At 67.6% G+C, this 26,394-nt stretch carries 21 protein-coding genes; 7 read left to right on the top strand and 14 right to left on the bottom strand.

Features of this window, described 5'->3' with window-relative positions; genetic code table 11:
* Positions 1 to 31: 31 nt before the first annotated feature.
* From trxB to ACZ5CR_RS21365, 6 genes are all read right to left on the bottom strand, one after another.
* The gene (gene trxB, locus ACZ5CR_RS21340; protein ID WP_468859672.1) at positions 32 to 991 is read right to left on the bottom strand and encodes a thioredoxin-disulfide reductase; all 960 of its coding nucleotides are present in this window, start codon (positions 989 to 991) and stop codon (positions 32 to 34) included.
* 182 nt (positions 992 to 1,173) lie between these two features.
* Positions 1,174 to 2,169: a hypothetical protein gene (locus ACZ5CR_RS21345; RefSeq protein WP_468859674.1), complete on the bottom strand. Its 996-nt coding sequence runs from the start codon at positions 2,167 to 2,169 to the stop codon at positions 1,174 to 1,176.
* Complete coding sequence (gene sigM / locus ACZ5CR_RS21350; RefSeq protein ID WP_468859675.1) at positions 2,166 to 2,900, bottom strand: RNA polymerase sigma factor SigM; 735 nt, start codon at positions 2,898 to 2,900, stop codon at positions 2,166 to 2,168. Before sigM ends, ACZ5CR_RS21345 begins: the two co-directional genes overlap by 4 nt.
* A gap of 33 nt (positions 2,901 to 2,933) precedes the next feature.
* A complete protein-coding gene (locus ACZ5CR_RS21355) occupies positions 2,934 to 4,643 on the bottom strand; it encodes a protein kinase family protein (RefSeq protein WP_468859676.1) in 1,710 nt (569 codons plus the stop codon).
* Positions 4,644 to 4,761: 118 nt separating this feature from the next.
* The gene (gene murJ / locus ACZ5CR_RS21360) at positions 4,762 to 7,056 is read right to left on the bottom strand and encodes a murein biosynthesis integral membrane protein MurJ (RefSeq protein ID WP_468859678.1); all 2,295 of its coding nucleotides are present in this window, start codon (positions 7,054 to 7,056) and stop codon (positions 4,762 to 4,764) included.
* A gap of 47 nt (positions 7,057 to 7,103) precedes the next feature.
* Complete coding sequence (locus tag ACZ5CR_RS21365) at positions 7,104 to 9,473, bottom strand: DUF6049 family protein (protein ID WP_468859953.1); 2,370 nt, start codon at positions 9,471 to 9,473, stop codon at positions 7,104 to 7,106.
* A gap of 192 nt (positions 9,474 to 9,665) precedes the next feature.
* Here ACZ5CR_RS21365 and ACZ5CR_RS21370 point away from each other — a divergent pair, with 192 nt between their 5' ends.
* Positions 9,666 to 11,108, top strand: coding sequence for a CCA tRNA nucleotidyltransferase (locus tag ACZ5CR_RS21370; RefSeq protein ID WP_468859680.1), 1,443 nt, complete (start codon positions 9,666 to 9,668; stop codon positions 11,106 to 11,108).
* Positions 11,109 to 11,209: 101 nt separating this feature from the next.
* Here the strand turns inward: ACZ5CR_RS21370 and ACZ5CR_RS21375 are convergent, their stop codons facing one another.
* The 4 genes from ACZ5CR_RS21375 to ACZ5CR_RS21390 form a co-directional block, all read right to left on the bottom strand.
* Positions 11,210 to 11,686: an LppU/SCO3897 family protein gene (locus ACZ5CR_RS21375; RefSeq protein WP_468859682.1), complete on the bottom strand. Its 477-nt coding sequence runs from the start codon at positions 11,684 to 11,686 to the stop codon at positions 11,210 to 11,212.
* A 112-nt stretch (positions 11,687 to 11,798) separates the two neighbouring features.
* Complete coding sequence (locus ACZ5CR_RS21380) at positions 11,799 to 13,055, bottom strand: MFS transporter (RefSeq protein WP_468859684.1); 1,257 nt, start codon at positions 13,053 to 13,055, stop codon at positions 11,799 to 11,801.
* Between the two features lie 77 nt (positions 13,056 to 13,132).
* Complete coding sequence (locus tag ACZ5CR_RS21385) at positions 13,133 to 14,215, bottom strand: inositol-3-phosphate synthase (protein WP_468859686.1); 1,083 nt, start codon at positions 14,213 to 14,215, stop codon at positions 13,133 to 13,135.
* A 58-nt stretch (positions 14,216 to 14,273) separates the two neighbouring features.
* Positions 14,274 to 14,960, bottom strand: coding sequence for a PadR family transcriptional regulator (locus tag ACZ5CR_RS21390; protein WP_468859688.1), 687 nt, complete (start codon positions 14,958 to 14,960; stop codon positions 14,274 to 14,276).
* A 373-nt stretch (positions 14,961 to 15,333) separates the two neighbouring features.
* On the opposite strand from ACZ5CR_RS21390, the gene ACZ5CR_RS21395 reads away from it, so the two are divergent.
* Entirely contained in the window at positions 15,334 to 18,072 is a 2,739-nt protein-coding gene (locus ACZ5CR_RS21395; protein ID WP_468859690.1) for a transglycosylase domain-containing protein, read from the top strand.
* Positions 18,073 to 18,206: 134 nt separating this feature from the next.
* Positions 18,207 to 19,754, top strand: a complete 1,548-nt coding sequence (locus ACZ5CR_RS21400; RefSeq protein WP_468859955.1) for a glycosyltransferase family 87 protein — start codon at positions 18,207 to 18,209, stop codon at positions 19,752 to 19,754.
* A gap of 95 nt (positions 19,755 to 19,849) precedes the next feature.
* Here the strand turns inward: ACZ5CR_RS21400 and ACZ5CR_RS21405 are convergent, their stop codons facing one another.
* The 3 genes from ACZ5CR_RS21405 to ACZ5CR_RS21415 form a co-directional block, all read right to left on the bottom strand.
* Positions 19,850 to 20,881 (bottom strand): alanine racemase, encoded by a 1,032-nt coding sequence (locus tag ACZ5CR_RS21405; RefSeq protein ID WP_351169220.1) that lies wholly within the window; start codon positions 20,879 to 20,881, stop codon positions 19,850 to 19,852.
* A gap of 90 nt (positions 20,882 to 20,971) precedes the next feature.
* Positions 20,972 to 22,093 (bottom strand): lipid II:glycine glycyltransferase FemX, encoded by a 1,122-nt coding sequence (locus ACZ5CR_RS21410; RefSeq protein WP_468859692.1) that lies wholly within the window; start codon positions 22,091 to 22,093, stop codon positions 20,972 to 20,974.
* Between the two features lie 146 nt (positions 22,094 to 22,239).
* A complete protein-coding gene (locus ACZ5CR_RS21415) occupies positions 22,240 to 22,551 on the bottom strand; it encodes a hypothetical protein (protein WP_389902772.1) in 312 nt (103 codons plus the stop codon).
* Positions 22,552 to 22,827: 276 nt separating this feature from the next.
* Between ACZ5CR_RS21415 and rpsF the strand changes: the two genes are divergently transcribed.
* From rpsF to rplI, 4 genes are all read left to right on the top strand, one after another.
* Positions 22,828 to 23,118, top strand: a complete 291-nt coding sequence (gene rpsF, locus ACZ5CR_RS21420) for a 30S ribosomal protein S6 (RefSeq protein WP_006604399.1) — start codon at positions 22,828 to 22,830, stop codon at positions 23,116 to 23,118.
* An 80-nt stretch (positions 23,119 to 23,198) separates the two neighbouring features.
* Positions 23,199 to 23,816, top strand: coding sequence for a single-stranded DNA-binding protein (locus tag ACZ5CR_RS21425; RefSeq protein ID WP_389902773.1), 618 nt, complete (start codon positions 23,199 to 23,201; stop codon positions 23,814 to 23,816).
* Positions 23,817 to 23,873: 57 nt separating this feature from the next.
* On the top strand, positions 23,874 to 24,110 hold the full coding sequence (rpsR, locus tag ACZ5CR_RS21430; RefSeq protein ID WP_003949403.1) for a 30S ribosomal protein S18: 237 nt from the start codon (positions 23,874 to 23,876) through the stop codon (positions 24,108 to 24,110).
* 18 nt (positions 24,111 to 24,128) lie between these two features.
* A complete protein-coding gene (rplI, locus tag ACZ5CR_RS21435) occupies positions 24,129 to 24,575 on the top strand; it encodes a 50S ribosomal protein L9 (protein WP_383272450.1) in 447 nt (148 codons plus the stop codon).
* Between the two features lie 136 nt (positions 24,576 to 24,711).
* Here rplI and ACZ5CR_RS21440 read toward each other — a convergent pair whose 3' ends face one another.
* Positions 24,712 to 26,049: an MATE family efflux transporter gene (locus tag ACZ5CR_RS21440; RefSeq protein ID WP_468859694.1), complete on the bottom strand. Its 1,338-nt coding sequence runs from the start codon at positions 26,047 to 26,049 to the stop codon at positions 24,712 to 24,714.
* Positions 26,050 to 26,394 lie beyond the last annotated feature (345 nt).

Genomic DNA, 26,394 nt, shown 5'->3' on the forward strand with positions numbered 1-26,394 from the left:
AACTCGGTGGTGCGGTGGGGAGGATGGGATGTCAGACGGTCGCTGCGGCCGTCTCGCTGTCCACGAGGGCAGCGAGGAACCGCTCGGAGTCGAGGGCGGCGGAGCAGCCGGTGCCGGCCGCCGTGATCGCCTGGCGGTACGTGTGGTCGACGACGTCACCGGCGGCGAAGACGCCGGGCACGTTCGTCCGGGTCGAAGGCGCGTCGACCGTCAGGTAGCCCTCGCCGTCCAACGTGAGCTGCCCCTTGAAGAGCTCCGTGCGCGGGTCGTGGCCGATCGCGATGAACAGGCCGGTGACGGGCAGCTCGGAGGTCTCGCCCGTCTTGAGGTTGCGCAGCGTAAGACCGGAGAGCTTCTGCTCGCCCTTGATCTCGGCGACCTCGCTGTCCCAGATGAAGCTGATCTTCGGGTCGGCCAGCGCGCGCTCCTGCATCGCCTTGGAGGCACGCAGGCTGTCGCGGCGGTGCACGATCGTCACGGACTTGGCGAAGCGGGAGAGGAAGGTGGCCTCCTCCATCGCGGTGTCGCCGCCGCCGATCACGGCGATGTCCTGGTCCTTGAAGAAGAAGCCGTCGCAGGTCGCGCACCAGGAGACGCCCCGGCCGGAGAGTACGTCCTCGTTCGGCAGGCCGAGCTTGCGGTGCTGGGAACCCGTCGTCACGATCACGGACTTCGCGCGGTGCACGGTGCCCGCCGTGTCCGTCACGGTCTTGATCTCGCCGCTGAGGTCGACGGAGACCACATCGTCCGGAACCAGCTCGGCGCCGAAGCGCTCGGCCTGGGCGCGCATGTTGTCCATGAGGTCGGGGCCCATGACGCCGTCCTGGAAGCCCGGGAAGTTCTCCACCTCGGTGGTGTTCATCAGCGCACCGCCGGCGGTGACGGCGCCCTCGAACACCAGGGGCTTCAGCGACGCTCGCGCGGTGTAGAGCGCCGCCGTGTAGCCGGCGGGCCCGGAGCCGATGATGATCACGTTACGGACGTCGGTCACGGCTTGATTCCTCGTCTCTGGAGACTGCTGCGTACTGGTAGGGGATGCCTGTCTCAGGTCTCTCACCCCACCCAACGGATCCTACGGGGCATGCATTCCCGACGTGTCCGAGCGCACGGAAGCATGTCAGGGACGTCAGGATGCCACGCTGAGCCGAGTCTCCCGCCGTGGCGGTGGGAGGGTCAGGGCCGCGCGTAGGAGTTGGTCAGCAGTACCTTGCCCGCAGTGGTGGCCGACGAGGCCTTGTCCACGCACGCGGCGTCGATGACGTAGGCGGAGACCTTCATGCTGTCGGAGTCGTGGGACGCCACGACGAGGTAGGCGTCCTTCCCCTTATATGTGCCTTCTTCTGCTGCGAGCGGTGTCCTGTCGCCGATGCCGAGCTGAACGCACTTCGGGACGTTGACGGTGGCCTCGCGCAGCGGTGCCTGTTTGTCCTTCGGGGACTCGGGGCTGGACCGCACATCGAAGGACGGCTTGCTGCTTCCGGGATCGGACTCCGTGGTGGGCGCCTTGGCGAGCAGGTCGTTCACCTGGCCCTTGAGCTTGCCCTCGGAGAAGGCGTGCGCCGGGTCGGCGTGGCGCGATGCCGTATCGCTCGTACCGCCTGAGTCGCTGCCCAGGTTCTGTATCAACAAGGAGCCGAGACCGATGGCGGCTGCCGTGAAGACGGCACCGAGCACTACGTTGCGCCGACGTCCGCCCCGGAACCGGCGTCCTCGCCCGGGTCCCGTGGCGGCGTGAGAGTGTCCGGCGGGCCGGTCCGCGGGTGGGCTGGAGGTGGGAGCGCGAGAGGGCTCGGACGGCTCGAAGGGTTCAGAGGGTTCACCGGAGGCGGGCGATGTTTCACGTGAAACACGCACGGAGGCCGTGGGCTTGAGCATCGGATCCCGATCGACCGGGTCGACGGAGCCGGGTGCGATGGAGTCCAGCAGTGCTTCGGCCGCCAGTGCCGCGTCGATGCGTCCGGCGACGTCGACCGGCATCCGCGGCGGTCCCGGCAGTGTGCCGAGCATGCCCCGGATCTCTTCCAGGGAGTCGTAGACATCGGCACAGAGCGTGCAGTCGTCCAGGTGCCGTCGCACATCGACGGTTCGGGACAGGGGGAGCAGTCCCTCTGTGAGGTCGGAGATCTCAGCGACTTCTGGGTGCCCGGCCGAGTCGGTCGTGGTTGTCACGCTCGCCCACCTCCGCCCTTCACAGCAGCTGGATCGCTTGGTCCCGTATCCCGTGGCCCCGCTGCAGGTGGGACGGATGTCCCCTGCGTCCGGTTCCTTCCCGGGCCCGACTTCTTACCGTCTTTGTCGTCACCGCTCTCTGTGCCTTGCGTACGCGCCTCCGTACGCAGGTGAGTGAGCAGTGGCAGCAGTCTGGCTCTGCCGCGTGCGCAGCGGCTCTTCACTGTGCCGGTGGGTACATCGAGGACCTGGGCCGCCTCGGCCACCGGGTAGCCCTGCATGTCCACGAGGACGAGGGCGGCGCGCTGGTCGTGCGGCAGGGTGCCCAGCGCCTCGAGGAGCTCGCGGTGCAGATCGTTCCGCTCGACGGGGGCCGCCGCCGACTCGTGCGGTTCGAGGAGTTGCTCGAGCCGTTCCGCGTCATCGATGGGAGAGGTCTTCCGGGACGCCGCCTTGCGCGCCCGGTCGAGGCAGGCGTTCACGGTGATCCGATGCAGCCACGTCGTGACGGCCGACTGCCCGCGGAAGGTGTGCGCGGCGCGGTAGGCGGAGACCAGAGCGTCCTGGACCGCGTCAGCGGCCTCCTCGCGGTCGCCCAGCGTGCGCAGGGCCACGGCCCACAGACGATCGCGATGGCGCCGTACGAGCTCACCGAAGGCGTCCTTGTCACCTGCCACGTGATGGGCCAGGAGGTCCTGGTCGCTCATCTCGCCGTGCGTGGTGCCGTCCACCGTCGAACCCCCTCCCCCGGTGAGCCTCGGTCCTCAGCCTGCGAACTTCACGTCCGTGATGGCCTGCTTGTACCCAGCCCTGCTGAACTCATCACCGGGTGACCTCGGTACATCGGTGAGCCAGACGAGTACGTACTGCGTCGCGACGGACTTCTTCGCCTTGATCTTCGCAGTCTTGCCCTGCGTCGTGACGGTCCCGATCTTCTTCATCGAGCTCGGGGGCGTCGACGGGGACAGCGAGTCGGCGGCGTACAGCTCGATCGTCGTGTGGTCACCGATGTAGCGGAGACCGATCGACGCCGCGGACACGTCCTGCTCTTTGCCGAGGTCGTAGACGATGCCGACGCCGGGCTTGTAGGGGGCCAGCTTGGGTCCTCCTATGAAGCTGTTGGTCCGCCAGTACGTCGAGCTGTCGCCGTCGTACGTGTTGGGGACCCCCGGAAGGTCCTGCGCGTCGCCCTCGAGAACGTACTCCTGGCCGTTCTCGATCTTGATCGGCTGTGTGGCCTTCGGCTTGTTCTTGTCGCCGCCGTCGGAGGTTTCCGAGCTGCCGGGGTCTTCGGAATTGCCCCGGTCCATCAGCGCGTCCGCCAGCTGCCAGCTGCCGAGGCCCAGGGCCGCGATCAGGAGAGCGGACACGGTCCACTTGAGGGCCTTGCCGGTACGGCTCTGCAGCGGGGGCGGCGGCACCGCAACCGGCTGGGTGGCACCCGGACGGGGTGCGGTGCGGCCGTAGGTGCCCTGCTGATAGGTCGTGCGCTGGTACTCGGGCGGTGCGGTGAACACGGGCTCCGGCGGGCGGATGCGCGGCATCTCGCCGATCGCCTTCACCAGCTCCTCCGGCGTCGTGCACGGCGGATCCTGGCGGGAGGCGGTCGCCCCCTCGTTCACGAGCGCGCGCATGGCGAGCTCGGAGAGGCCCCTGTGTACGCCTGCGCGCACCTGATCGGGGGCGATGAGGCCGATGCCCTTGGGCAGCCCGGAGAGGCCGTACGCGTCGTCCTCGTAGGGCCAGCGCTGGGTCAGTGAGGCGTACAGCAGTGCGCCGACCGCTTCGGTGTCCGTGCGCTGCGGGGTGTCGGAGCTGATGCCGCGGAGTGCCGCGTTCACGGCGAGGCCGCGGATGCGGTACTGACCGGAGGACGTCCGCAGTACCGCGCTCGGGGTCAGCCGCAGGTGGGCGAGGCCCTCACGGTGGGCGGCCGCCATGGCCTGGGCGACCTGACTGACCAGCTGGTACGCGTCGTGTGCCTCAAGAGGGCCCGCAGCGAGCAGTGCGGTCAGTTCCGTGGCGTCCGGCAGCCACTCGTGCACCACATAGACGAGGTCGTTCTCCTCGACCGCGTCCAGGACGTGCACGAAGCGGGGGTCGCCGAGCAGCGCCGATGAACGGGCCGCCGCGAGTACAGAGCGTGCCCGTGGGTGGTCGGCGGGCAGCAGATGCACGCCGACGGCCCGGCGGAGTTTCTCGTCCACCGCACGCCAGCTGCTGAAACCGTCCAGACGGGTGACGCATTCTTCGAGTCGGTAGCGTCTGGCGAGCTTGTGGCCGCTGTGCAGCTCGGGAGGTGATGCCGCCCCCGGGCCAGTGGGCTCACCGGTCTCCGCCGCGCCTTCTTCTGCCGTTTCCCGCTCCCGGGTCTGGGCCACCCCGTCGGCCGTGGCCTCGTCCGCCTTCGCGGTCAGCGGCTCATCGCCGCTGTTGTCTGCCACGTCGACGGCAGCCGTGCTCCGTTCCGCCACCGTCGTTCCTGCCTCCCCATCCGTTGCGCTTCGTCAGACGCCAAACCCAATTGTGCCCACAGTCCGGCGCTATGCACGACACGCGGTAGCCGGTGATGGTTGTGCGAACCCCTGAATCTCACCGTCCGAGACGGCCGCGGACCATGCCGACCATCGAATTCAGTTCCGCAATCCGCATCTTTCGGGCGGCGATGAAGAAGAGGCCGCCCAGGACGATTCCGCCGACCACCAACGCGATGAGCGAACCGCCGGCGCCGTTGCCCAGCGTCTTGAGGATTCCGTAGCCGACGGCGCCTGCGATGATCGCCGCCGGGATCGAGGCTCCGATGAGCCTCGTGTACGTGCGTGCCACCTGTGCGCCGTCCAGGTCGCCCCCCAGCCGCTTGCGCAGTCGGCTCCAGGCGACACCGACACCGACGGTGTAGGCGAGGCCGTAGGACGCGGCCATGCCGACGACGGCCCAGCGGGCGGGCAGGACGAAGAAGCAGGCCGCGGACGCGGCGGCGTTGACGGCCGCGACGATGACCGTGTTGTAGAACGGCGTGCGCGTGTCCTCGTAGGCGTAGAAGCCCCTCAGGACGACGTACTGGACCGAGTACGGGATCAGGCCGAGGCCGAAGGCCATCAGGGTGTAGCCGATGTTGAGCGCGCCCGAGCCGGAACTGGCGTAGAGCAGAGTCGCCATCGGAACGCCCAGGGCGATGAAGGCGAAAGCACACGGGACGATCGCCACGGCCGAGGTGCGCAGGCCGTAGGAGATGTCGTCCCGGACGGCGGCGGGGTCTCCGTCGTTGGCGGAGCGAGAGATGCGGGGAAGCACCGCGGTCATGACCGAGACCGTGATGATGGCCTGCGGCATCTGCCACAGCAGCAGCGCGTAGTTGTACGCGGTGATGCCGGTGCCGGGGTGTCCCAGTTTCTCGGCGGTCGCGCCCGCGCTGGTGGCCAGCTGGGTGACGACGACCATGCCGAGCTGGTTGGCGAGAACGAAGAACAGGGTCCACTTGGCGAGCCGGGCGGCCTTGCCGAGGCCGTGGCCGCGCCAGTCGAATCGGAGCCGGAGCTTGAATCCTGCCTCGCGCAGGTACGGCAGCATCGACAGGGCCTGCACGGCGAGGCCGAGCAAGGTGCCGAGACCCAGTAGGCGAGCGCCTTCGGGGGTGATCGTGTTGGCGTCGATGCTGGTGTCGTTGAAGCTGCCGAAGGCCCAGATGAATGCCACGAAGGTGGCGATGACCACGATGTTGTTGAGGACCGGCGTCCACATCATCGCGCCGAACCGGCCGCGGGCGTTCAGGACCTGGCCGAGCACGATGTGCACGCCCATGAAGAACATCGTCGGGATGCAGAAGCGCGCGAAGGTGACCGTGACGTCCATCCGGACGGGGTCGTCGGCGATCGTCGGCGACATCATGCGTACGAGCAGTGGCGCGGCCACCACACAGATGACGGTGACACCCGCGAGCAGGACCATGATGAGCGTGAGGAGGCGGTTGGCGTAGCCCTCGCCCCCGTCGTCGTCGTTCTTCATGGCACGCACGAGCTGCGGGATGAAGACCGCGTTCAGTGCACCGCCGCCGACGAGGACGTAGATCATCGTCGGCAGGACGTTGGCGACCTGGTAGGAGTCGTTGAGAGTGCCGACGCCGATCGCGGCGGCCATGACCAGGGTGCGCGCGAAGCCGGTGAGCCTGGACACCAGCGTGCCCGCGGCCATCACCGCGCTCGACTTCAAGAGGCTCGCCGCGCGTCCGCCGCCGCCCGACTTCGGGGCCGGAGCGGGAGCCGGGGGAGCCGCCGGGGCCGGGACCATCGGAGGCTCGGGCGGCTGGTAGCCGTCCTGCTGTGGATAGCCGTTGCTCTGGGGGTAGCCGTTGCCCGGGGGATAACCATTGCCCTGGGGGTAACCGGTGCCCTGCTGGTAGCCGTCCTGCTGGTAGCCACCGGGCTGCTCGCGATAGCCGCCGGGCTGCTGGTCCCGGAAGAGGTGGGCGAAGGCGTCCGGCTCGTGGCGTTCCTCGCCGGCCTGGGTGACCAGGTCGTCGACGCCCACGAACTGCGTCGTACGGGCGTCGTCGCCGTACGGGAGGTGCCGGGTCGGGCCTTCGGGTTCGGGGGCCGGGGTCTGGGCCCACACGCGGGGGTCCGGAGCGTGCTGCGGGGAGGGCGGCTGAGCGTAGAGCGGCTGAGGGTCCTGGTAGTAGCCGGGAGGGGGCGGGGGGTGTGCGGCGCGGTCGTACAGCGCCTCGGTCACCGGGTCCTGGGCGGTGAGGTCCTGTGCCCGGTAGGGGTCCTGGTCGTAGGCGTCCTGGAGGTACAGGTCAGGGGCAGGCTGCGGTGGCACCTGCTCACCCTCAGGGGGACCGGAACCGCCCGCCCCCTGGCCACGGTCACCGTCGTACGGCGCGTTCATGGATTACCCCACCTCATCGTCCCCGGGCCCACCGGCCACGACATCGCTCAACGGTCCACTCTCTCACCCGTGTCCGACGGGTCGGCGCTTTCCGGAGCGGTGTCCGGTGTCGGGTCACTCGGCTGCTCGGGGTCGTCCTCCCCCGGCTCCGTGCCGGACCCACCGTCGGAGCCGCCTTCAGGGCCGTCCTCCGGGCCTTCCTCGGCCTGCTGACGGGCGGCCCGCTTGCGCTGGGTGTACATCCGGAATCCGGCGAGCACGAGGAGCAGTACGCCGCCGGCGATGACCAGCATCACGGTCAGGGTGATCTCGGTGACGTTCACGTCGAAGCGGACCGGCTCGCCGTACGGCTGACCGTCCTCGGTGTAGAGCTGGGCGTAGACCGGGACCGGGCCATTGGCATTGGCCGTGGTGGTGAACTTGACCGACTGGGCGTGTCCGCCCGAGATCTTGACCGGCTGTTCCGAGTAGGCCCTGTCGCCGATCTTCAGACGTGTGGGGTTCTCCGACGTCAGGCGCAGAACCATGTGGTCGACACCCTGGACGAGGTTGTTCTGCACCGTCACCGGGATCGTCGCGCTGCGCCCCGAGAGCTTCGCGTCGGACTTCGGGATCAGCGCCACCTGCTCGACGAGCGTGGTCAGGTACTTCTCCACGCTCTGGCGGAATGTCGCCGCCTTGCCGGTCCTGCCGCGCCAGGACGTCGACATCTCACGGTCTATGGCCCGCCCGAAGGGCGTGATCACACGGTCGGGCTCGCTGAGGATCGTCTGGAAGCGGTTGAGCTTGTTCTGGGTGTTCTGAATGGACTTGAAGGCCGACTTCGGCAGCTCCTGCTTACGCAGCGCCAGCGGATAGGAAGCGGCCGAAGGCACCTTGGTCGAGGCCGCCGGGTCCGGCTTCGTCTTCGCCGCCGACGACAGGTCCTGCGGCTGCGACCAGCGCTCGTCGGAGAGGGCGGACAGCGCCTTCGCCATCGACTGGGCCTGGCTGGCGGACGGCATGCGCTGCGGGGCGACGACGATGCTGCGCTGCTTGTCCGGTTCCTGCAGCGTGAGCATCAGGCTCTGCGCGAGAAACTCCTGCACGGCGAGTGTGGAGCCCTCTGCCCCCGTCATGTCGCCCTGAAAGGCCGTGGAGAGGCGTGCGTCGGCCACCACGGCCGTCTTGCCGCCGCCGATGGGCCTGGCGGCGTTGGGTGTGTACGGAAGGCTGCTGGAATCGCGCAGGCTGTCGCTCCGGGCGATCAACGTGTGGGCGCCCGCTGAGCTGGAGACATCGACGATCGACGGATCGAGGGCGCCGTTCACGGGCCACGCAAAGTCCGACTGAGGCTTGACGTGGAGGATGACCTCCACGGCCTCCGCTCCTACATCGGTGGCGTCCTTGAGCTGGCCGAGAGAGCCGGTGACGGCCTTTCCGTTGTGGGCGAGCGAGGCGAGGTCGGGATCGGCGAAGGGCAGCGCGACGACCTTCTCGTCCTTCACGGTCTGCTCGAGCTTGTTGAGCCACTCCTTGGCGACCGCTTGGTGCTTGCCCGCCGTGGTGCCCTTGCCGTTGGCGGTCTGCACCCGGTAGTTCCGCGTCATCGCGTCGACCGATGCCAGCAGGTCGGGATCGATGACCCAGGCGACGTCGAGCTGGCGGCCCAGGGACAGCATCTGCTCGAGGCGACCGCCGGGGGCGAGTTCCTTGGCCAGGTCGTCGTCCGTGAAGACGGGCGTCTGCTGCTCGTCCGAGCCGGTCTCCGCCGTGAGGTGCGGGGTGGAGATGAGCGGCCACAGATAGGTCGTCTTGGTCTTCGTGTCGGCGGCGCTCGACTGCCACGGCAGGAAGGTCCGCTCGAAGCCGAGCACCTGGGACCACGGCTGGGCGGTCGTCCGGCCCGTCAGCGAGACCCCGAGCTGGTAGACCCCGTCGGCGCCGAGGTCCAGGGCCTTGACCGGCACGGAGATGCTGAAGTCCTGACGGATGCCGGGGGCGAGCTTGGAGAATTTCTTGACGTACTTGCCGCCGACCTCATTGCCGTCCGCTCCCGCCTGGTAGCCGGTGCGCTTGGCGGCGGAGTCGATCGCGCTCCGGCCGTTCAGGGCCGGCCCCAGGCGTAGCCCGACCTCGGCTCCCGTCACCGGCTGCTTGCCCTCGTTGGTGACTGTCCCGCGGACGGTGAGCGTGTCCCCGTCCGACGGGGCGGTGGGTGTGAGTGCGTTGAGCGAGACGTCGACGGTGTTCGAACCGGTGGCATCCGCTGCCGCACTCGGTGCCGCACTCGGTGCCGCGGCGTGCGCGGTCGGCTCCGCCGACAGCTGCAGCATGCCGGCCAGCACTGGGGCCGCAGCCAGCAACGCTGCCGTACGCCGCAGCCACCGGCGGGCAGGTGAGGGACTGGTCCCCGGGAAGTCTGCCGCCTCGGCCACGCGTTGCCCGTCCTCGTTGTCGTCAGTGGTCGTCGGTTGTGCGTCCACGCATGGTAACGAGGTGCGCTGTGGCGAAGTGCCGCGGACTGCTCCACATGATCGGAAGACCTGGCCGGAGAGGGGCGCGCGGCCTCGGGAGCCCGCCGAAAACCGGGCGGCTGGGGGCGTCCGGGGCACGTACCCTTTTCTGTTGTGCCGAACGCCAATGAAGAAAATCCCAGCGCACTGAGCCAGGTGCAGCGCCGCGCGGTCAGTGAACTGCTGCGTGTGTCCCCTGTCGCGGACGACCTCGCCCGCCGTTTCCAGGAGGCCGGGTTCTCTCTTGCCCTGGTCGGCGGATCGGTCAGAGACGCGCTCCTTGGCCGGCTCGGCAATGACCTGGACTTCACGACGGAAGCCCGCCCCGAGGACGTATTGAAGATCGTCAGGCCGTGGGCGGACTCGGTGTGGGAGGTCGGGATCGCCTTCGGCACGGTCGGGAGCCAGAAGGAGGGCTACCAGATCGAGGTCACGACGTACCGCTCAGAGGCGTACGACAGGACCTCGCGCAAGCCCGAGGTGTCGTACGGCGACTCCATCGAGGAAGACCTCGTACGCCGTGATTTCACCGTCAACGCGATGGCCGTCGCTCTCCCCGAGAAGGAGTTCATCGACCCGCACGGCGGTCTCGAGGACCTGGCAGAGCGTGTCCTGCGCACTCCTGGCACTCCGGAGGAGTCCTTCTCCGATGATCCGCTGCGGATGATGCGGGCCGCGCGGTTCGCCGCGCAGCTGGACTTCGAGGTGGCTCCGGAGGTCGTCGCCGCGATGAAGGCGATGGCCGAGCGCATCGACATCGTCTCCGCGGAGCGTGTCCGTGACGAACTGAACAAGCTGCTCCTCTCGCCGAACCCGGCGAAGGGACTTGCTCTACTTGTCGACACGGGCATCGCCGACCGCGTACTGCCCGAGCTTCCGGCGCTGCGTCTGGAGAGTGACGAGCACCACCGGCACAAGGACGTCTACGACCACTCGCTGATCGTCCTTGAGCAGGCGATGGCGCTGGAGGAGGACGGCCCGGACCTCACGCTGCGGATCGCGGCGCTGCTGCACGACATCGGGAAGCCGCGGACGCGGCGCTTCGAGGACGACGGCAGGGTCTCCTTCCACCACCACGAGGTGGTGGGCGCCAAGATGGCCAAGAAGCGCATGACCGAGCTCAAGTACTCGAACGAGCTCGTGAAGGACGTGTCGCGCCTGGTGGAGCTGCATCTGCGCTTCCACGGCTACGGGATGGGCGAGTGGACAGACTCGGCCGTACGCCGCTACGTACGCGACGCGGGCCCCCTCCTCGGCAGGCTGCACAAGCTGACCCGGTCCGACTGCACGACGCGCAACAAGCGCAAGGCCAATGCGCTGTCGCGTGCGTACGACGGCCTGGAGGAGCGCATCGCGCGGCTTCAGGAGCAGGAGGAGCTGGACTCGATCCGTCCCGATCTGGACGGCAACGAGATCATGGAGATCTTGGATGTGCGTCCGGGTCCGGTGATCGGCCAGGCCTACAAGTTCCTGCTGGAGCTGCGGCTGGAGAACGGGCCGATGGAGCGCGACGCGGCGATCGCGGCGCTCAAGGAGTGGTGGGCCGCGCAGGAGTGAGGTGAGGGGTGGATGCGATGTTTCACGTGAAACATCGCATCTGATCCGGACATGCGAAGGGGCACTGTTTCACGTGAAACAGTGCCCCTTCGCGTATGCCGTTACTTGTTCTTCAGGCAGAGCACCACATCGTGGCTGCCGCCGGTCTGGTAGTAGGAGACCTCGGTCCCCTTGACCGCTTCGCACTTGCTGACGCTGCTCGTGTCGTCGAACTTCTCGATGACCTCGAACTCGGCGTCACTCGAGGAGCAGTCGGTGTTCTTCAGGTCCGGCTGCGACTGCGTGCCCTTGTTGTGCAGGCAGTCACCGACGGCCGTGGTCTCGGCATCGCTCTTGCCCAGCTGCCACTTGACGACAGCGATGACGATGCCGATGACGATGACGACACCGATGCGCAGGACCAGCTTGCTGACCTTCCGGCCACCGCTCGGCGCTGCCGGAGGGGGAACCGGCGCCCCCTGGTTGTACGGCGGGTAAGGCTGCTGCGGAACGCCGGGCTGGCCGGGCTGTCCCGGCTGGCCGGGGTGCGGCTGCACGCCCTGGCCGTACGGATTCTGGCCCTGGGGCGGAGTGGTCACTTGGGGTCCCCCTCGAACGGAAGCGCGATGGCGCGGATACGACGTCCGTAAGTTATAGGGATGCAGTGACATCTCTGAAGCTCAGAAGGGCTCTGTGGCATTGATGTGACACTTACTGCGCGTCAAATCTGGCCATAGTGGCAGCAATCGCTGCGTAGATAACGGCCACCGTGACCACCAGTGGAATCGACCGCCCGTCAGGCGGCAGCATGAGCGCGGCTACTCCTGCCGCACCGACGAACGCGACGTTGAACAGCACGTCGTAGACCGAGAAGATCCGGCCACGGAAGCTGTCGTCCACCGCCGACTGCACCACCGTGTCCGTGGCGATCTTCGCTCCCTGCGTCGTCAGGCCCAGCAAGAACGCGGCGATCAGCAGCGGGACCGGTGTGAACGGGAGGGCGAGCGCCGGTTCCAGGACCGCCGCGGAGCCCGCGCAGACGACGATCCAACCGCCGGCCGTCAGCCGGTTCACCGCCCAGGGGGTCATCACGGCCGCCACGAAGAAGCCCGCTCCCGAGGCACCCACGGCGAGTCCGAGGAGGGCGAGGCCGTCGGACTCCGAGGACGACCACGCGTACCGGCAGAGCATCAGGACCATGACCGACAGGGCGCCGTAGCAGAACCGCATGAGCGTCATCGCGAGGAGCGTGCGGGCGGCCGGGCGCCGTTGCGTCAGATGCCGCACCCCGGCCATCAGGTCCCGCGCCGTACCGGCCAGCGCCGCGCCGAGCCGGGGTCTCATCAGCTCGGGGTCCGGGCCGAGGAGATCCCGTGCCATCCGCAGCGAGGCGAGCGCCGCGCAGAGATAGAGAGCGGCCCCGAGCATGACCACCGCAGCGTCCGAGTCGGAGCCCAACAGGCGTACGGCGAAAGCGAGACCGCCACCCACGGTGGCGGCCAGTGTCCCCGCGGTCGGTGAGAGGGCGTTGGCCATCACCAGGCGTTCGGTGTCGACCACGCGCGGCAGCGCCGCGGAGAGGCCGGCGAGGACGAAACGGTTGACGGCCGTGACGCAGAGCGCGGAGGCGTAGAAGAGCCAGTCGGGCACGCCGCTCAGCATCAGCACCGCGGTCACCGCGGCAAGAGCGGTCCGCAGCAGATTGCCGTACAGAAAAACCTGACGGCGTGGCCAGCGGTCGAGGAGCACACCGGCGAAGGGGCCGATCAGCGAGTACGGCAGGAGCAGCACAGCCATCGCGGAGGCGATCGCGGCCGGCGAGGTCTGCTTCTCCGGGGAGAAGACGACGTACGTGGCGAGGGCCACCTGATAGACGCCGTCCGCGCCCTGGGAGATCAGCCGCACGGCGAGCAGGCGCCGGAAGTCCCGCAGGCGCAGCAGTACGCGCAGGTCACCGACGACAGCCATGGGGCACAGCCTCACATACGAGGAGGGTCCCCGGGCGATCGCCCGGGGACCCTCAACAATTGTTCGAGCGGCGAGCTTTAGCGCTCGACCTCGCCCTTGATGAACTTCTCGACGTTGTCGTAGGCCTCGTCGTCGAAGTACTGCACCGGCGGGGACTTCATGAAGTACGAGGACGCGGAGAGGATCGGGCCGCCGATGCCGCGGTCCTTGGCGATCTTCGCGGCGCGCAGGGCGTCGATGATGACACCGGCCGAGTTCGGCGAGTCCCAGACCTCGAGCTTGTACTCGAGGTTCAGCGGGACGTCACCGAAGGCGCGGCCCTCGAGGCGGACGTACGCCCACTTGCGGTCGTCGAGCCACGCCACGTAGTCGGACGGGCCGATGTGGACGTTGTCCTCGCCGAGCTCGCGGTCGCGGATCTGCGAGGTGACGGCCTGCGTCTTCGAGATCTTCTTGGACTCGAGGCGGTCGCGCTCCAACATGTTCTTGAAGTCCATGTTGCCGCCGACGTTGAGCTGCATGGTGCGCTCAAGACGGACACCGCGGTCCTCGAACAGCTTCGCCATCACGCGGTGCGTGATGGTGGCGCCGACCTGCGACTTGATGTCGTCGCCGACGATCGGGACGCCCGCCTCGGTGAACTTGTCGGCCCACTCCTTGGTGCCGGCGATGAAGACCGGGAGGGCGTTGACGAAGGCGACCTTGGCGTCGATGGCGCACTGCGCGTAGAACTTCGCGGCGTCCTCGGAACCGACCGGCAGGTAGCAGACGAGGACGTCGACCTGCTTGTCCTTGAGGATCTGGACGATGTCGACCGGGGTCTCGTCGGACTCCTCGATGGTCTGGCGGTAGTACTTGCCCAGGCCGTCGAGGGTGTGGCCGCGCTGGACGGTGACGCCCTTGTTCGGCACGTCGCAGATCTTGATGGTGTTGTTCTCGCTGGCGCCGATGGCGTCCGTGAGGTCGAGGCCGACCTTCTTGGCGTCGACGTCGAAGGCGGCGACGAACTCGACGTCGCCGACGTGGTACTCGCCGAACTGGACGTGCATCAGGCCCGGGACCTTGGCGTCCGGGTCTGCGTCCTTGTAGTACTCGACGCCCTGGACCAGCGAGGCGGCGCAGTTGCCCACGCCGACGATGGCTACGCGAACCGAACCCATTCCGGTTGCTCCCTGTGTGATTCGTGTATTCCGGATGAGACCCGCGGACCGCGGGGCCTCACTTGGCGGTGTCATCGGACGGATCCGGCGGCGGGTTGACGTCCCGCCGCCGGGGCAGGCCGCCCGACTCCCCAGATGTGCTGTCGTGCTGAGCGGAGCTGTCCGGGGCGGACCGTTGCTGGTCCCGCCCCGCTCGCTCGCTCTCGATGAGCTCGTTCAGCCAGCGCACTTCGCGCTCCACGGACTCCATTCCGTGCCGCTGCAGCTCAAGCGTGTAGTCGTCCAGGCGCTCCCGGGTACGGGCCAGGGAGGCGCGCATCTTCTCCAGACGCTCCTCGAGGCGGCTGCGACGCCCCTCGAGCACCCGCATGCGTACGTCCCGCGAGGTCTGCCCGAAGAAGGCGAAGCGGGCGGCGAAGTGTTCGTCCTCGTACGCGTCGGGGCCGGTTTGGGAGAGCAGCTCCTCGAAGTGCTCCTTACCTTCCGCCGTCAGCCGATAGACGATCTTGGCGCGGCGCCCGGTGAGGGGAGCCGCGAGGGCCTCCTCGGGGGTGCCGCTCGGTTCCTCGATCAACCAGCCGTTGGCGACCAGCGTCTTGAGGCAGGGGTAGAGCGTCCCGTAGCTGAAGGCGCGGAACACTCCCAGCGACGTATTGAGTCGTTTACGCAGCTCATAGCCGTGCATCGGGGACTCGCGCAGCAGACCGAGCACGGCGAACTCGAGGATGCCGGAGCGTCTGCTCATCTTCGCCTCCCGTCTGCCAGCGTCTGTCGACACGGTCTTTATGTCGAGCTGATGTATCGACTCGATACATCGAGACGATAGAACGGCCTGCCTGTTGGGACAAGAGGGGAAACGGTGAACGGCGTCACATCACCGATTCGTAGGAAGTAACTTGCCTGATTTTGGGTGAACTTCGGTCCTAAGAGGGTTTTGACGGTGCGTAGTCTGTGCGCCATGCAGACCGCCGGGAACCAAGTGACGCCTGAGGGCGTCGTTCTCCCTGGTGTAGTGCGGGTGAGCGCTGGCATGGGCGCATCCGTACTTCGGGGGGACCGGAAACCAGCCGCCGTTTCCAGGCGCGGATACTTGCGCCTGCCCGAGGAGTAATCGTTCGATGAGCGAGCACCGTCGCAAACCGCCGCAGCCGCAGGGCGGTGGACGCGCCGCGGCCAGACGCGGCGTCCCAGGCACGTCGTCCGGCCGCCGCGCTGCACCACGTGGCGCCACTGGATCGCCCACATCCTCAACCGGCTCGCACGGATCGGGGGCCCCTGATGACGGGGACCGTTCCTACGGCGGCCGCGCCGAGGCCCGTCGTGCCGCGCAGCGCAGCGGTTCCGTAGGCTCCGGCGGCCGCCGCAGAGCGGCCGACGGGTCCGGTGCCGGGCGCGGAGGCGCCGGTGGCGGAGGCCGACGCGGTGGTGGCGGCCCGAACGGGCCGGGCCGCGGCCGAGGCCGTGGCGGCCATGAGCCCCGCAAGAAGCGGTTCATCGACTACCCGCGCGCGGAGAAGGACGGTCTGCGGCGCTGGGTACCGTCCTGGCGCCTTGTCACCGGTCTGTTCGTCGGCTTCCTCGGCGGCATGATGGCGGTCACGGGAATCGCGTACGCCCTGGTGGCGGTGCCGAAGGTCGACGATGCGGCCACGGCTCAGAACAACGTCTACTACTGGGGCGACGGCAAGCCGATGGTCGCGACCGGCGGTGAGACGAACCGCCAGATCATCGACTACGACAAGATCCCCAAGGAGATGCGGACCGCCGTCATCTCCGCCGAGAACAAGTCGTTCGAGGACGACAAGGGCGTCGACCCCATGGGCATCACGCGTGCCGTGGTCAACATGGCCAAGGGCGGCGAGACCCAGGGTGGCTCGACCATCACGCAGCAGTACGTGAAGAACGCGCGCCTGGGTGACCAGTCGCAGACGTTCACGCGTAAGTTCAAAGAGCTGTTCATCTCCATAAAGGTCGGCCGGACGGTCCCCAAGGAAGAGATCATGGCGGGGTATCTCAACACCGCCTACTACGGCCGTGGTGCTTACGGCATCCAGGCCGCCGCCCGCGCCTACTTCGGCGTGGACGCCACTGAGCTGGACCCCAGCCAGTGCGCGCTCCTGGCGACGGTGCTCAAGGGAGCCACGTACTACGACCCCGCGGGATCAGCCGCCGTCGACCCCGCGGCCACGCAGGAAGCCAACACCGCGCGAGCCACCAAGCGCTGGAAGTGGATCCTCGATGAAGAGGTCAAGGACGGCCACCTGACCGCCGAGAGGCGAGCCAAGTACGCGAAGTTCCCGAAGCTGCAGAACCCTCGCTCCAACGCTCAGCTGGGCGGGCAGGTCGGTTATCTGGTCGACCTGGCCAAGGCGTACGTGATCAACAACAGCGATGGCAAGATCACGGCCAACGACCTCCAGCAGGGTGGCTACGAGATCCACACGACCTTCGACAGGAGCAAGGTCAAGAAGCTCGAGAAGTCCGTGGAGAAGGTCCGCAAGGCCAACCTGAAACCCAAGCTGCGCCCGGACAAGGACACCCACGTCCAGTTCGGTGGTGCGTCCGTGAACCCCGATGACGGCGCGATCGAGGCCATCTACGGCGGTGAGGACGCGACCAAGCACTTCACCAACAACGCGGACCAGACCGGTGCGCAGGTCGGCTCCACGTTCAAGCCCTTCGTCCTGGCAGCGGCATTCAAGGACGGAACGCGCGACAAGAACGGGCCGCCGGACCAGGGCGAGGACCAGCGCACCATCGTCAACCCCAAGAGCCTCTACAGCGGCAAGAACAAGCTCAAGATCCAGAACTACGACGGCAGCATCTGGAAGGACAAGAAGGGCAAGGAGTGGCTGCAGACCAACGACGGCGGCCAGGACTACAACAAGCCGACCTATCAGATTGATCTCCGCGAAGCGATGCGGGAGTCCGTCAACTCGGCTTATGTGCAGCTCGGCATGGATGTCGGCCTGGACAAGGTGCAGGACGCGGCCATCGCCTCCGGTATCAAGGAGAACAGCCTGGCCAGCTCCAATTACCCGTCCTTCTCCCTCGGTACGTCATCACCGAGCGCGATCCGGATGGCCGGCTCCTACGCCACCTTCGCGTCCAGCGGCGAGCAGAACGAGCCGTACTCGGTGAAGAAGGTCGAGCACAAGGGCAACACCGTCTTCCAGCACGAGTCGCAGACGAAGCGGGCCTTCGACGAGTCGGTCGCCGACAACGTCACCGACGTGCTCAGGACCGTGGTCGAAAAGGGCACGGGAACGTCGGCCCAGTTGCCCGGCCGACAGGTGGCAGGCAAGACCGGTACGACCGACGGCAACAAGTCCGCCTGGTTCGTCGGCTACACCCCGCAGCTGTCGACCGCGATCAGCATGTACCGGCTCGACGACAACGAGGGGAACAAGAAGCGTGAGTTCCTCGAGATGTACGGCACGGGTAATCAGAAGAAGATCCACGGTGCCTCGTTCCCGGCGGAGATCTGGAAGGATTACATGCAGCAGGCCCTGAAGGGGCAGCGCGTGGAGAAATTCCCGGTCCCGGGGCCGATCGGTTCAGTCGTCGGTGAGACGCCGCCGCCGCCGCCCACCCCGACCCCGTCGAAGACCGACGAGCCGGAGAAGTCCCCCTCGCCGAGCGTCTCGGACACCGAGCCGCCCCCGAGTCCCTCAGGGAGCCCCAGCTCCAGTGAGTCCTGTGCCGACTGGCAGTGGCAGTGCAACGACGGTGGTGCGTCCGAAGGTGGGGACACCGACGGCAGTACCGGCGGGGAGTCGCCACCGGCCACGCCGGATCCGCCGGGCGAAGACGGCGGAAACGACAACGGAGGCTTCATCGGCGGGCCGTCGGACTGACCGATGTCTCCGGGTGCACGTTTCACGTGAAACGCACGGTTTCACGTGAAACACGCACCGCCGAGCATCGACGAGGGCCGCTACACCGCACCGGTGTGGCGGCCCTCTCCGTGTTCTCAGGTGCGTACGGCAGGATGTGCGGCATGCCCAGTGCAGAGACGACGCGCACGAGCGTGCACAAGACCACTAGTGCACAACAGCCGGAGCCCGTACGGCCGACCAAGGAGGATGAGGTCGCCGCGGCCGGCAGCGAGCTGATCGGTGGGCCCATCGGCCGCAGAGTGCTCTACCCGGCGACATGGTGGACTCCCGTACGTGTCATCGCGCTCGTTGCCATCGGAATGTTCGCGCTCGGCATGGTGCAGAAGATGCCGTGCTACGACGGCGCCTGGTTCCAGGGCGCGAGCTCGCAGTACACGCACGCCTGCTACTCCGACATCCCGCACCTTTACCAGGGGCGCGGCTTCGCCGATGGGCTCGTGCCCTACTTCGACAAGCTGCCCGGCGACATGGAGTACCTCGAGTACCCGGTGCTGACCGGTGTGTTCATGGAGGTGGCCTCCTGGCTGACACCGGGCAGCGGCAGCATCCAGCACCAGGAGAAGTTCTACTGGATGGTCAATGCCGGGATGCTGATGGCCTGTACGGCGGTCATCGCCGTCTGTGTCGCCCGCACCCACCGGCGTCGCCCCTGGGACGGCCTGATGGTCGCCCTGGCGCCCGCCTTCGCGCTGACCGCCACCATCAACTGGGACCTGTTCGCCGTAGCTCTCACAGCCGCCGCGATGCTGATGTGGGCACGTGGGGGCACGCTCTCCGCGGGTGTCCTGCTCGGCCTTGCGACCGCCGCGAAGCTCTATCCGGCGCTGCTCCTTGGCCCACTGCTCATCCTGTGCTGGCGGGCGGGGCGCTGGCGGGCCTTCTGGACGACGGCCGGGGCCGCGGTGGGTGCCTGGCTCGTGGTGAACCTGCCTGTGATGATCACGCATGACGCGACGGGCTTCCACATCCGCGAGGGCTGGGCGAAGTTCTACACCTTCAGTCAGGAGCGGGGTGTCGACTTCGGCTCGGTCTGGCTGATCCTCTCGCAGCGCGTGGACGACCCGTTGTCCACGGACACGGTCAACACTCTGGCGACGGCGCTGATGCTCCTGGCCTGCCTCGGAGTCGGTGCGCTGGGTCTGACCGCGCCGCGCCGCCCGCGCTTCGCGCAGCTCGCCTTCCTGGTGGTCGCCGCGTTCATCCTCACCAACAAGGTCTACTCGCCGCAGTACGTGCTGTGGCTGATTCCCCTCGCCGCGCTGGCCCGGCCGCGCTGGCGTGACTTCCTGATCTGGCAGGCGTGCGAGGTCGCGTACTTCCTGGGGATCTGGCTGTACCTCGCGTACACGACCAGCGGAGACGCCCACAAGGGCCTGCCGACCGAGGGCTACCAACTTGCCGTCATGGTGCACCTGCTCGGGACGCTGTACCTGTGTGCCGTGGTCGTACGCGACATTCTGATGCCCGAGAGGGACCCGGTGCGGAAGTCCGGCGACGACGACCCCTCAGGGGGCGTCCTGGACGGCGCACCGGACGTCTTCGTCCTCGGGCCCGCCGCCCATCCTCCGCGGCAGGCGGTGCACTCCACCGAGGGTGCCAACGTGCGGTGGGGGGCCGCGTCGACCGACGTTTCACCCTGAGCGAACAGGCGGCCGATGCGGCCGGGAACGACCGAAGGGCCGGGAGCGACGACTGTCGCTCCCGGCCCTTCGGCCTGTGGTCGGTCCGGCTGTGATCAGCGGTCGACGATGCGGTCGAACTGCGTGGTGGTGTGCCGCAGATGGGCCACCAACTCCTCGCCCACCTTCGGCTCGGGCGCGTCCGAGGGCACGAAGAGGATGGAGACCTGCATGTGCGGCGGCTCCGCGAACCAGCGCTGCTTGCCGCCCCAGACGAACGGCGACAGGTTGCGGTTGACGGTCGCGAGGCCGGCGCGGGCCACGCCCTTCGCGCGCGGCACCATGCCGTGCAGCGCCTTCGGGGCCTCCAGGCCGACGCCGTGCGACGTGCCGCCCGCGACGACGACCAGCCAGCCGTCGGACGCGACCTTCTGCTGGCGGTAGCCGAAGCGGTCGCCCTTCGTCACCTGAGTGACGTCCAGGACGGCGCCGCGGTACTGGGTGGCCTCGTGGTCGCCAAGCCACAGATGCGTACCGATGCGCGCCCGGAAGCGCGTCTGGGGGAACTGCTGCTGCAGGCGGGCGAGTTCGTTGGCCTTGAGGTGGCTGACGAACATCGTGTGCAGCGGAAGACGGGCGGCACGCAGCCGGTCCATCCACCCGATGACCTCCTCGACGGCGTCCGAGCCGTCGGTGCGGTCCAGCGGCAGGTGGATCGCGAAGCCCTCGAGCCGTACGTCCTCGATGGCCGCGTGCAGCTGTGAGAGCTCCTGCTCGCTCACGCCGTGCCGCTTCATCGAGGACATGACCTCGATGACGACGCGGGCGCCCACGAGGCCGTGTACGCCGTCCAGGGACGACACGGAGCGGATGACGCGGTCGGGCAGCGGCACGGGCTCCTCGCCCCGCCGGAACGGGGTCAGGACCAGCAGGTCACCGCTGAACCAGTCCTTGATCCGGGCGGCTTCGTACGTGGTGCCGACGGCGAGGATGTCGGAGCCGAAGCGGGTCGCTTCTTCAGCGAGGCGCTCATGACCGAAGCCGTAGCCGTTGCCTTTGCAGACCGGGACGATTCCCGGGAACTGCTCCAGCACGTGCTTGTGGTGTGCCCGCCAGCGCGCGGTGTCGACATAGAGCGTGAGCGCCATGGCCGGATCCCGGAACCTTTCTCGTGGCTGCGGTGTATCAGAAGTAAGAAGACTGTTTGTGGCTGTGGGAATTGTGCCGGGTCGGTGCGGTCAGCGGCGCGACATGTACATGTCGAGTGCCTTGTGGAGCAGCTTGTTGAGCGGGAAGTCCCACTCGCCGATGTACTCGACAGCCTCTCCACCCGTGCCCACCTTGAACTGAATCAGTCCGAACAGGTGGTCCGTCTCGTCCAGAGAGTCGGAGATGCCCCGCAAGTCATAGACGGTGGCGCCGAGCGCGTAGGCGTCCCGGAGCATCCGCCACTGCATCGCGTTCGAGGGCCTGACCTCGCGGCCGATGTTGTCCGACGCGCCGTAGGAGTACCAGACGTGCCCGCCGACGACGAGCATCGTCGCCGCGGAAAGGTTCACGCCGTTGTGCCGCGCGAAGTACAGCCGCATGCGGTTGGGGTCCTCGGAGTTGAGGGCCCGCCACATCTGCTGGAAGTAACCCAGCGGCCGCGGACGGAACTTGTCGCGGATCGCGGTGATCTCGTAAAGGCGCTGCCATTCGGCGAGGTCTTCGTAACCGCCCTGGACGACCTCGACGCCGGCCTTCTCGGCCTTCTTGATATTGCGTCGCCACAGCTGGTTGAAGCTCTTGAGGACCTCGTCCAAGGAGCGGTTGGCCAGCGGCACTTGAAAGACGTAACGCGGTTGTACGTCACCGAATCCGGCGCCGCCGTCCTCGCCCTGCTGCCAGCCCATTTTCCGCAGCCGGTCGGACACTTCGAAGGCACGCGGCTCGATGTGCGAGGCCTCGACGTCCCGCAGGCGCTTCACATCCGGGTTCTGGATGCCCGACTTGATCGCGGGAGCGTCCCAGCGCCTGATGACGACCGGCGGACCCATCTTCACGGAGAAGGCGCCCTGCCGCTTCAGATGCGCGAGCATCGGCTGCAGCCAGTCGTCCAGGTTCGGTGCGTACCAATTGATGACCGGGCCCTCGGGAAGATACGCGAGGTAACGCTTCACCTTGGGCAGCTGTCGGTAGAGCACCAGGCCCGCACCGACCAGTTCGCCGGTGCGGTCGTCGAACCAGCCCAGGTTCTCCGAACGCCATTCACTCTTCACATCCGCCCATGCCGGGACCTGGCAATGACTTGCCGACGGCAGGCTCTGGATATACGCCAGATGCTGCTCGCGACTGATGGTCCTCAGGGTCAGACTCATTCGGGGCGCTCCTCGGGCTGGTGTGTCCCCATGGGTACAGGGGCTCCGGCTCTCGCGCCGAAGCCTACTGTGCCCCGAGAGCGCCCCGTCTGGGCGTACGGAACCTTAGCCCCGGGCCTCTGTGCGGCGGGGGCGTCGGAGGGCGGCTACCAGAGCCCGCCGAAGAGTCCGCCATGGGCCATACCCAGGAAGAATCCGACCGCCGATGCGCCGAGGCCGAGGATCAGGCCGAAGCGCTCGCGGGTCGTCTCGGAGATGAACTGTCCCCACGCACCCGTGGCGATCCCCACCAGGCCGGCCCAGGAGCTGAGCAGGTGCAGGTTGTGGAACATCGCCGTGACGAAGGCGATCGCTCCCAGGACCAGGGTCACGCCGAGCAGCGTGTCCTGCATGGGATGGCCCTTGCCGTCCGTGGCGAAGAGGGAGCCAGCGGTGTTCGGTCGCAATGTCTGTGCCATGAGGCACCTCCTGCGTAAGGCGGCGCAGCGTAGCGCCATACACACCCGATGTGTACAGATTCTGCCCCTCTGCCGCCGGATTTCAACCGGAAGCACAGGTGCGGGTAGTGTGTACCGTCTGCACCGGTGTCTGCCCAGGCCATGGCAGGGACTCCCGATCGGTCTACTGATCGGGGAGCCCGATTGTCAGTGGCTGCCGATACCGTTGCGTACGCATCACGACCCTCCTGCCACGGAACGACCGTGGCCGCTGAGTCCAAAGGAGGTGGGTTCCACATGCGTCACTACGAAGTGATGGTCATCCTCGACCCCGATCTCGAGGAGCGCGCTGTCTCCCCGTTGATCGAGAACTTCCTCTCCGTCGTCCGTGAGGGCAACGGAAAGGTCGAGAAGGTCGACACCTGGGGCCGTCGTCGTCTCTCGTACGAGATCAAGAAGAAGCCCGAGGGCATCTACTCGGTCATCGACCTGCAGGCCGAGCCTGCGGTCGTCAAGGAGCTCGACCGCCAGATGAACCTGAACGAGTCGGTCCTCCGGACCAAGGTCCTCCGTCCCGAGACCCACTGAGCTTCCCAGCTCAGCGGTACTCGGGATCCGAGTAGCAGCAGCAAAAGCAGCCAGCAGCAAACCCGCCGAGAGGTTCCCCCATGGCAGGCGAGACCGTCATCACGGTCGTCGGCAATCTTGTCGACGACCCCGAGCTGCGCTTCACCCCGTCCGGTGCGGCGGTCGCGAAGTTCCGTGTCGCGTCCACTCCCCGCACCTTCGACCGTCAGACCAATGAGTGGAAGGACGGCGAAAGCCTCTTCCTCACCTGCTCGGTCTGGCGTCAGGCGGCGGAGAACGTCGCGGAGTCGCTTCAGCGAGGCATGCGCGTCGTCGTGCAGGGCCGGTTGAAGCAGCGGTCCTACGAGGACCGTGAGGGCATCAAGCGCACGGTCTACGAGCTGGACGTCGAGGAAGTGGGCGCCAGCTTGAAGAACGCCACGGCCAAGGTCACCAAGACCACCGGTCGAGGCGGCCAGGGCGGCGGATTCGGCGGCGGCGGTGGCGGCCAGCAGCAGGGCGGCGGCAACTGGGGCGGCGGCTCCGGTGGCGGCGGTCAGCAGCAGGGTGGCGGCGGTGCTCCCGCCGACGACCCCTGGGCGACCGGTGCGCCGGCCGGCGGCGGCCAGCAGCAGGGCGGCGGCGGTGGCTGGGGCGGAAGCTCCGGCGGTTCCTCCGGCGGCTCTGGCGGCGGCTACTCGGACGAGCCCCCCTTCTAGGCCTCAGGGCCAGAGGTGGGCCGTTCCCACACTTCTTGATCAAACAGGAGAGAACACATGGCGAAGCCGCCTGTGCGCAAGCCTAAGAAGAAGGTCTGCGCATTCTGCAAGGACAAGGTCACGTACGTGGACTACAAGGACACGAACATGCTGCGGAAGTTCATTTCCGACCGCGGCAAGATCCGTGCCCGCCGCGTGACCGGCAACTGCACGCAGCACCAGCGTGACGTCGCCACGGCCGTGAAGAACAGCCGTGAGATGGCGCTGCTGCCCTACACGTCCACCGCGCGATAAGGGAAGGGTGACCGACTAATGAAGATCATCCTCACCCACGAGGTCTCCGGCCTCGGCGCCGCCGGCGAGGTCGTAGACGTCAAGGACGGCTACGCCCGCAACTACCTGATCCCGCGGAACTTTGCGATCCGCTGGACCAAGGGTGGCGAGAAGGACGTCGAGCAGATCCGTCGTGCTCGCAAGATCCACGAGATCGCGACCATCGAGCAGGCCAACGAGGTCAAGGCCCAGCTCGAGGGCGTCAAGGTCCGTCTGGCCGTCCGCTCCGGCGACGCCGGTCGTCTCTTCGGTTCCGTCACCCCGGCTGACGTCGCTTCGGCGATCGCGGCCGCCGGCGGCCCGAAGATTGACAAGCGTCGTGTCGAGCTCGGCGCGCCGATCAAGACGCTGGGCGCCCACGCGACGTCCGTGCGTCTGCACCCCGAGGTTGCCGCTCAGGTCAACATCGAGGTCGTCTCCGCCTAAGCACTGCGCTTGGCAGAGCTGAAGCAAACGTTGGGCCGCACCCTCTGGGTGCGGCCCAACGTGTTTCTCAGACGTGCGGTCTTACGGTTCTCCCGTTTCACGGGAGCGCTGTTTCACGTGAAACAGCGCTCCGGGATCAGCGGGTGGCGCCGGTGACGATCCAGTGTCCGGACCGCGTGCGCAGCCACAGGGTCACCATGCGGACCGTCATCATCAGCGTCATAGCTCCCCAGACGGCGGTCAGCCCGCCGCCGAGGGTGGGGACGAGCAGTGCCACCGGAGCGAAGACCGCCAGTGTGGCCAGCATCGCCCAGGCCAGGTACGGGCCGTCGCCCGCGCCCATCAGCACGCCGTCGAGGACGTAGACGATGCCGCAGACCGGCTGAGAGATGGCCACCACCACGAGTGCGGGCAGGGCGGCGTCCTGGACGACTGAGTCGCTGGAGAAGAGCGGGATGAACAGCGGCCGGGCGAGGACGACAAGGACGCCGAGCAGGACCCCTGAGCCGATGCCCCACTGCACCATGCGGCGGCAGACGTCACGCGCACCCTGGGGATCGTTCGCGCCCAGATAGCGGCCGATGATCGCCTGGCCGGCGATGGCGATGGCGTCGAGCGCGAAGGCCAGCAGGCTCCACAGGGACAGAATGATCTGGTGGGCGGCCACATCGGCGTCGCCGAGGCGTGCGGCCACCGCGGTCGCGATCATCAGGATCGCCCGCAGCGAGAGCGTACGGACGAGGAGTGGCGCGCCTGCTTGTGCGCAGGCTCTGATGCCGGCCGCGTCGGGGCGCAGTGAAGCGCCGTGGCGTCTGGCTCCGCGTACGACGACGAAGAGGTACACGGCGGCCATGGCCCACTGGGCGATGACGGTGCCCCAGGCGGAGCCCGCGATGCCCAGACCGGCGCCGTAGACGAGGCCGACATTGAGGACGCCGTTGGCGACGAAGCCGCCGATCGCCACGTACAGCGGGGTCTTCGTGTCCTGAAGTCCACGCAGGACACCGGTGGAGGCGAGCACGATGAGCATGGCGGGGATGCCGAGCGAGGAGATGCGGAGATACGTGATCGCGTACGGGGCCGCGGTGTCCGATGTGCCGAAGAGATCCACGAGCGCGGGTGCGGTGGGCAGGACCACGGCGATGACGGCGGCCCCGAGCAGGGAGGCGAGCCAGATGCCGTCCATGCCCTGGCGGATGGCGGACTGGAGATCTCCGGCGCCCACCCGGCGGGCGACGGCGGCCGTGGTCGCGTAGGCGAGGAAGACGAAGACGCTCACGGCGGTGGTGAGGAGTGCCGAGGCGACGCCGAGACCGGCCAGTTGTGCGGTGCCGAGGTGGCCCACGATGGCACTGTCGGCCATCACGAAAAGAGGCTCGGCGACGAGTGCGCCGAAGGCGGGAACGGCGAGTGCGATGATCTCTCGGTCATGCTGTCGCCGAGCGGCCTTGGTCGCCGCGGGAGCCTGTGTCATGGACACCAATCTAATCTTCCACAGGTAAGAGATGCAACGCTCGAAAGACCCTTACTAGGTCTCGAGTGGGACACTCTTCGAAACGCCGTTTGGCACGATCTTGGTCCGACTGGGGAAGTTTTTCTTCTGCACAGCCGGTGGATGGGAAAGTGCCAGGTCAGAGGGTATTTGCGGAGAAGGCTGAGTGCTTGTTCACAGGCCTGTCCACCGAGCCGTGCACAGGTTTGGCGGGGTTCTCCACAGCAACGCGCCCGTCATCCACACCGCCTGTGGATAACCAGATTGGCTGACGGTGGCCACGGGCCTACCGTGGTGCGGCGCCCCCCTCGTGATCTGGCCTCGGAA

The sequence above is a fragment of the Streptomyces sp. NPDC031274 genome (assembly GCF_055570235.1).

Coding starts and splice junctions, on each gene's coding strand:
- ACZ5CR_RS21440 (WP_468859694.1), bottom strand. CDS start 26,049: ATGACACAGGCTCCCGCGGCGACCAAGGCCGCTCGGCGACAGCATGAC.
- ACZ5CR_RS21380 (WP_468859684.1), bottom strand. CDS start 13,055: ATGGCTGTCGTCGGTGACCTGCGCGTACTGCTGCGCCTGCGGGACTTC.
- ACZ5CR_RS21395 (WP_468859690.1), top strand. CDS start 15,334: ATGAGCGAGCACCGTCGCAAACCGCCGCAGCCGCAGGGCGGTGGACGC.
- ACZ5CR_RS21425 (WP_389902773.1), top strand. CDS start 23,199: ATGGCAGGCGAGACCGTCATCACGGTCGTCGGCAATCTTGTCGACGAC.
- rpsR (WP_003949403.1), top strand. CDS start 23,874: ATGGCGAAGCCGCCTGTGCGCAAGCCTAAGAAGAAGGTCTGCGCATTC.
- ACZ5CR_RS21400 (WP_468859955.1), top strand. CDS start 18,207: ATGTGCGGCATGCCCAGTGCAGAGACGACGCGCACGAGCGTGCACAAG.
- ACZ5CR_RS21415 (WP_389902772.1), bottom strand. CDS start 22,551: ATGGCACAGACATTGCGACCGAACACCGCTGGCTCCCTCTTCGCCACG.
- rpsF (WP_006604399.1), top strand. CDS start 22,828: ATGCGTCACTACGAAGTGATGGTCATCCTCGACCCCGATCTCGAGGAG.
- ACZ5CR_RS21405 (WP_351169220.1), bottom strand. CDS start 20,881: ATGGCGCTCACGCTCTATGTCGACACCGCGCGCTGGCGGGCACACCAC.
- ACZ5CR_RS21385 (WP_468859686.1), bottom strand. CDS start 14,215: ATGGGTTCGGTTCGCGTAGCCATCGTCGGCGTGGGCAACTGCGCCGCC.
- rplI (WP_383272450.1), top strand. CDS start 24,129: ATGAAGATCATCCTCACCCACGAGGTCTCCGGCCTCGGCGCCGCCGGC.
- ACZ5CR_RS21410 (WP_468859692.1), bottom strand. CDS start 22,093: ATGAGTCTGACCCTGAGGACCATCAGTCGCGAGCAGCATCTGGCGTAT.
- murJ (WP_468859678.1), bottom strand. CDS start 7,056: ATGAACGCGCCGTACGACGGTGACCGTGGCCAGGGGGCGGGCGGTTCC.
- ACZ5CR_RS21390 (WP_468859688.1), bottom strand. CDS start 14,960: ATGAGCAGACGCTCCGGCATCCTCGAGTTCGCCGTGCTCGGTCTGCTG.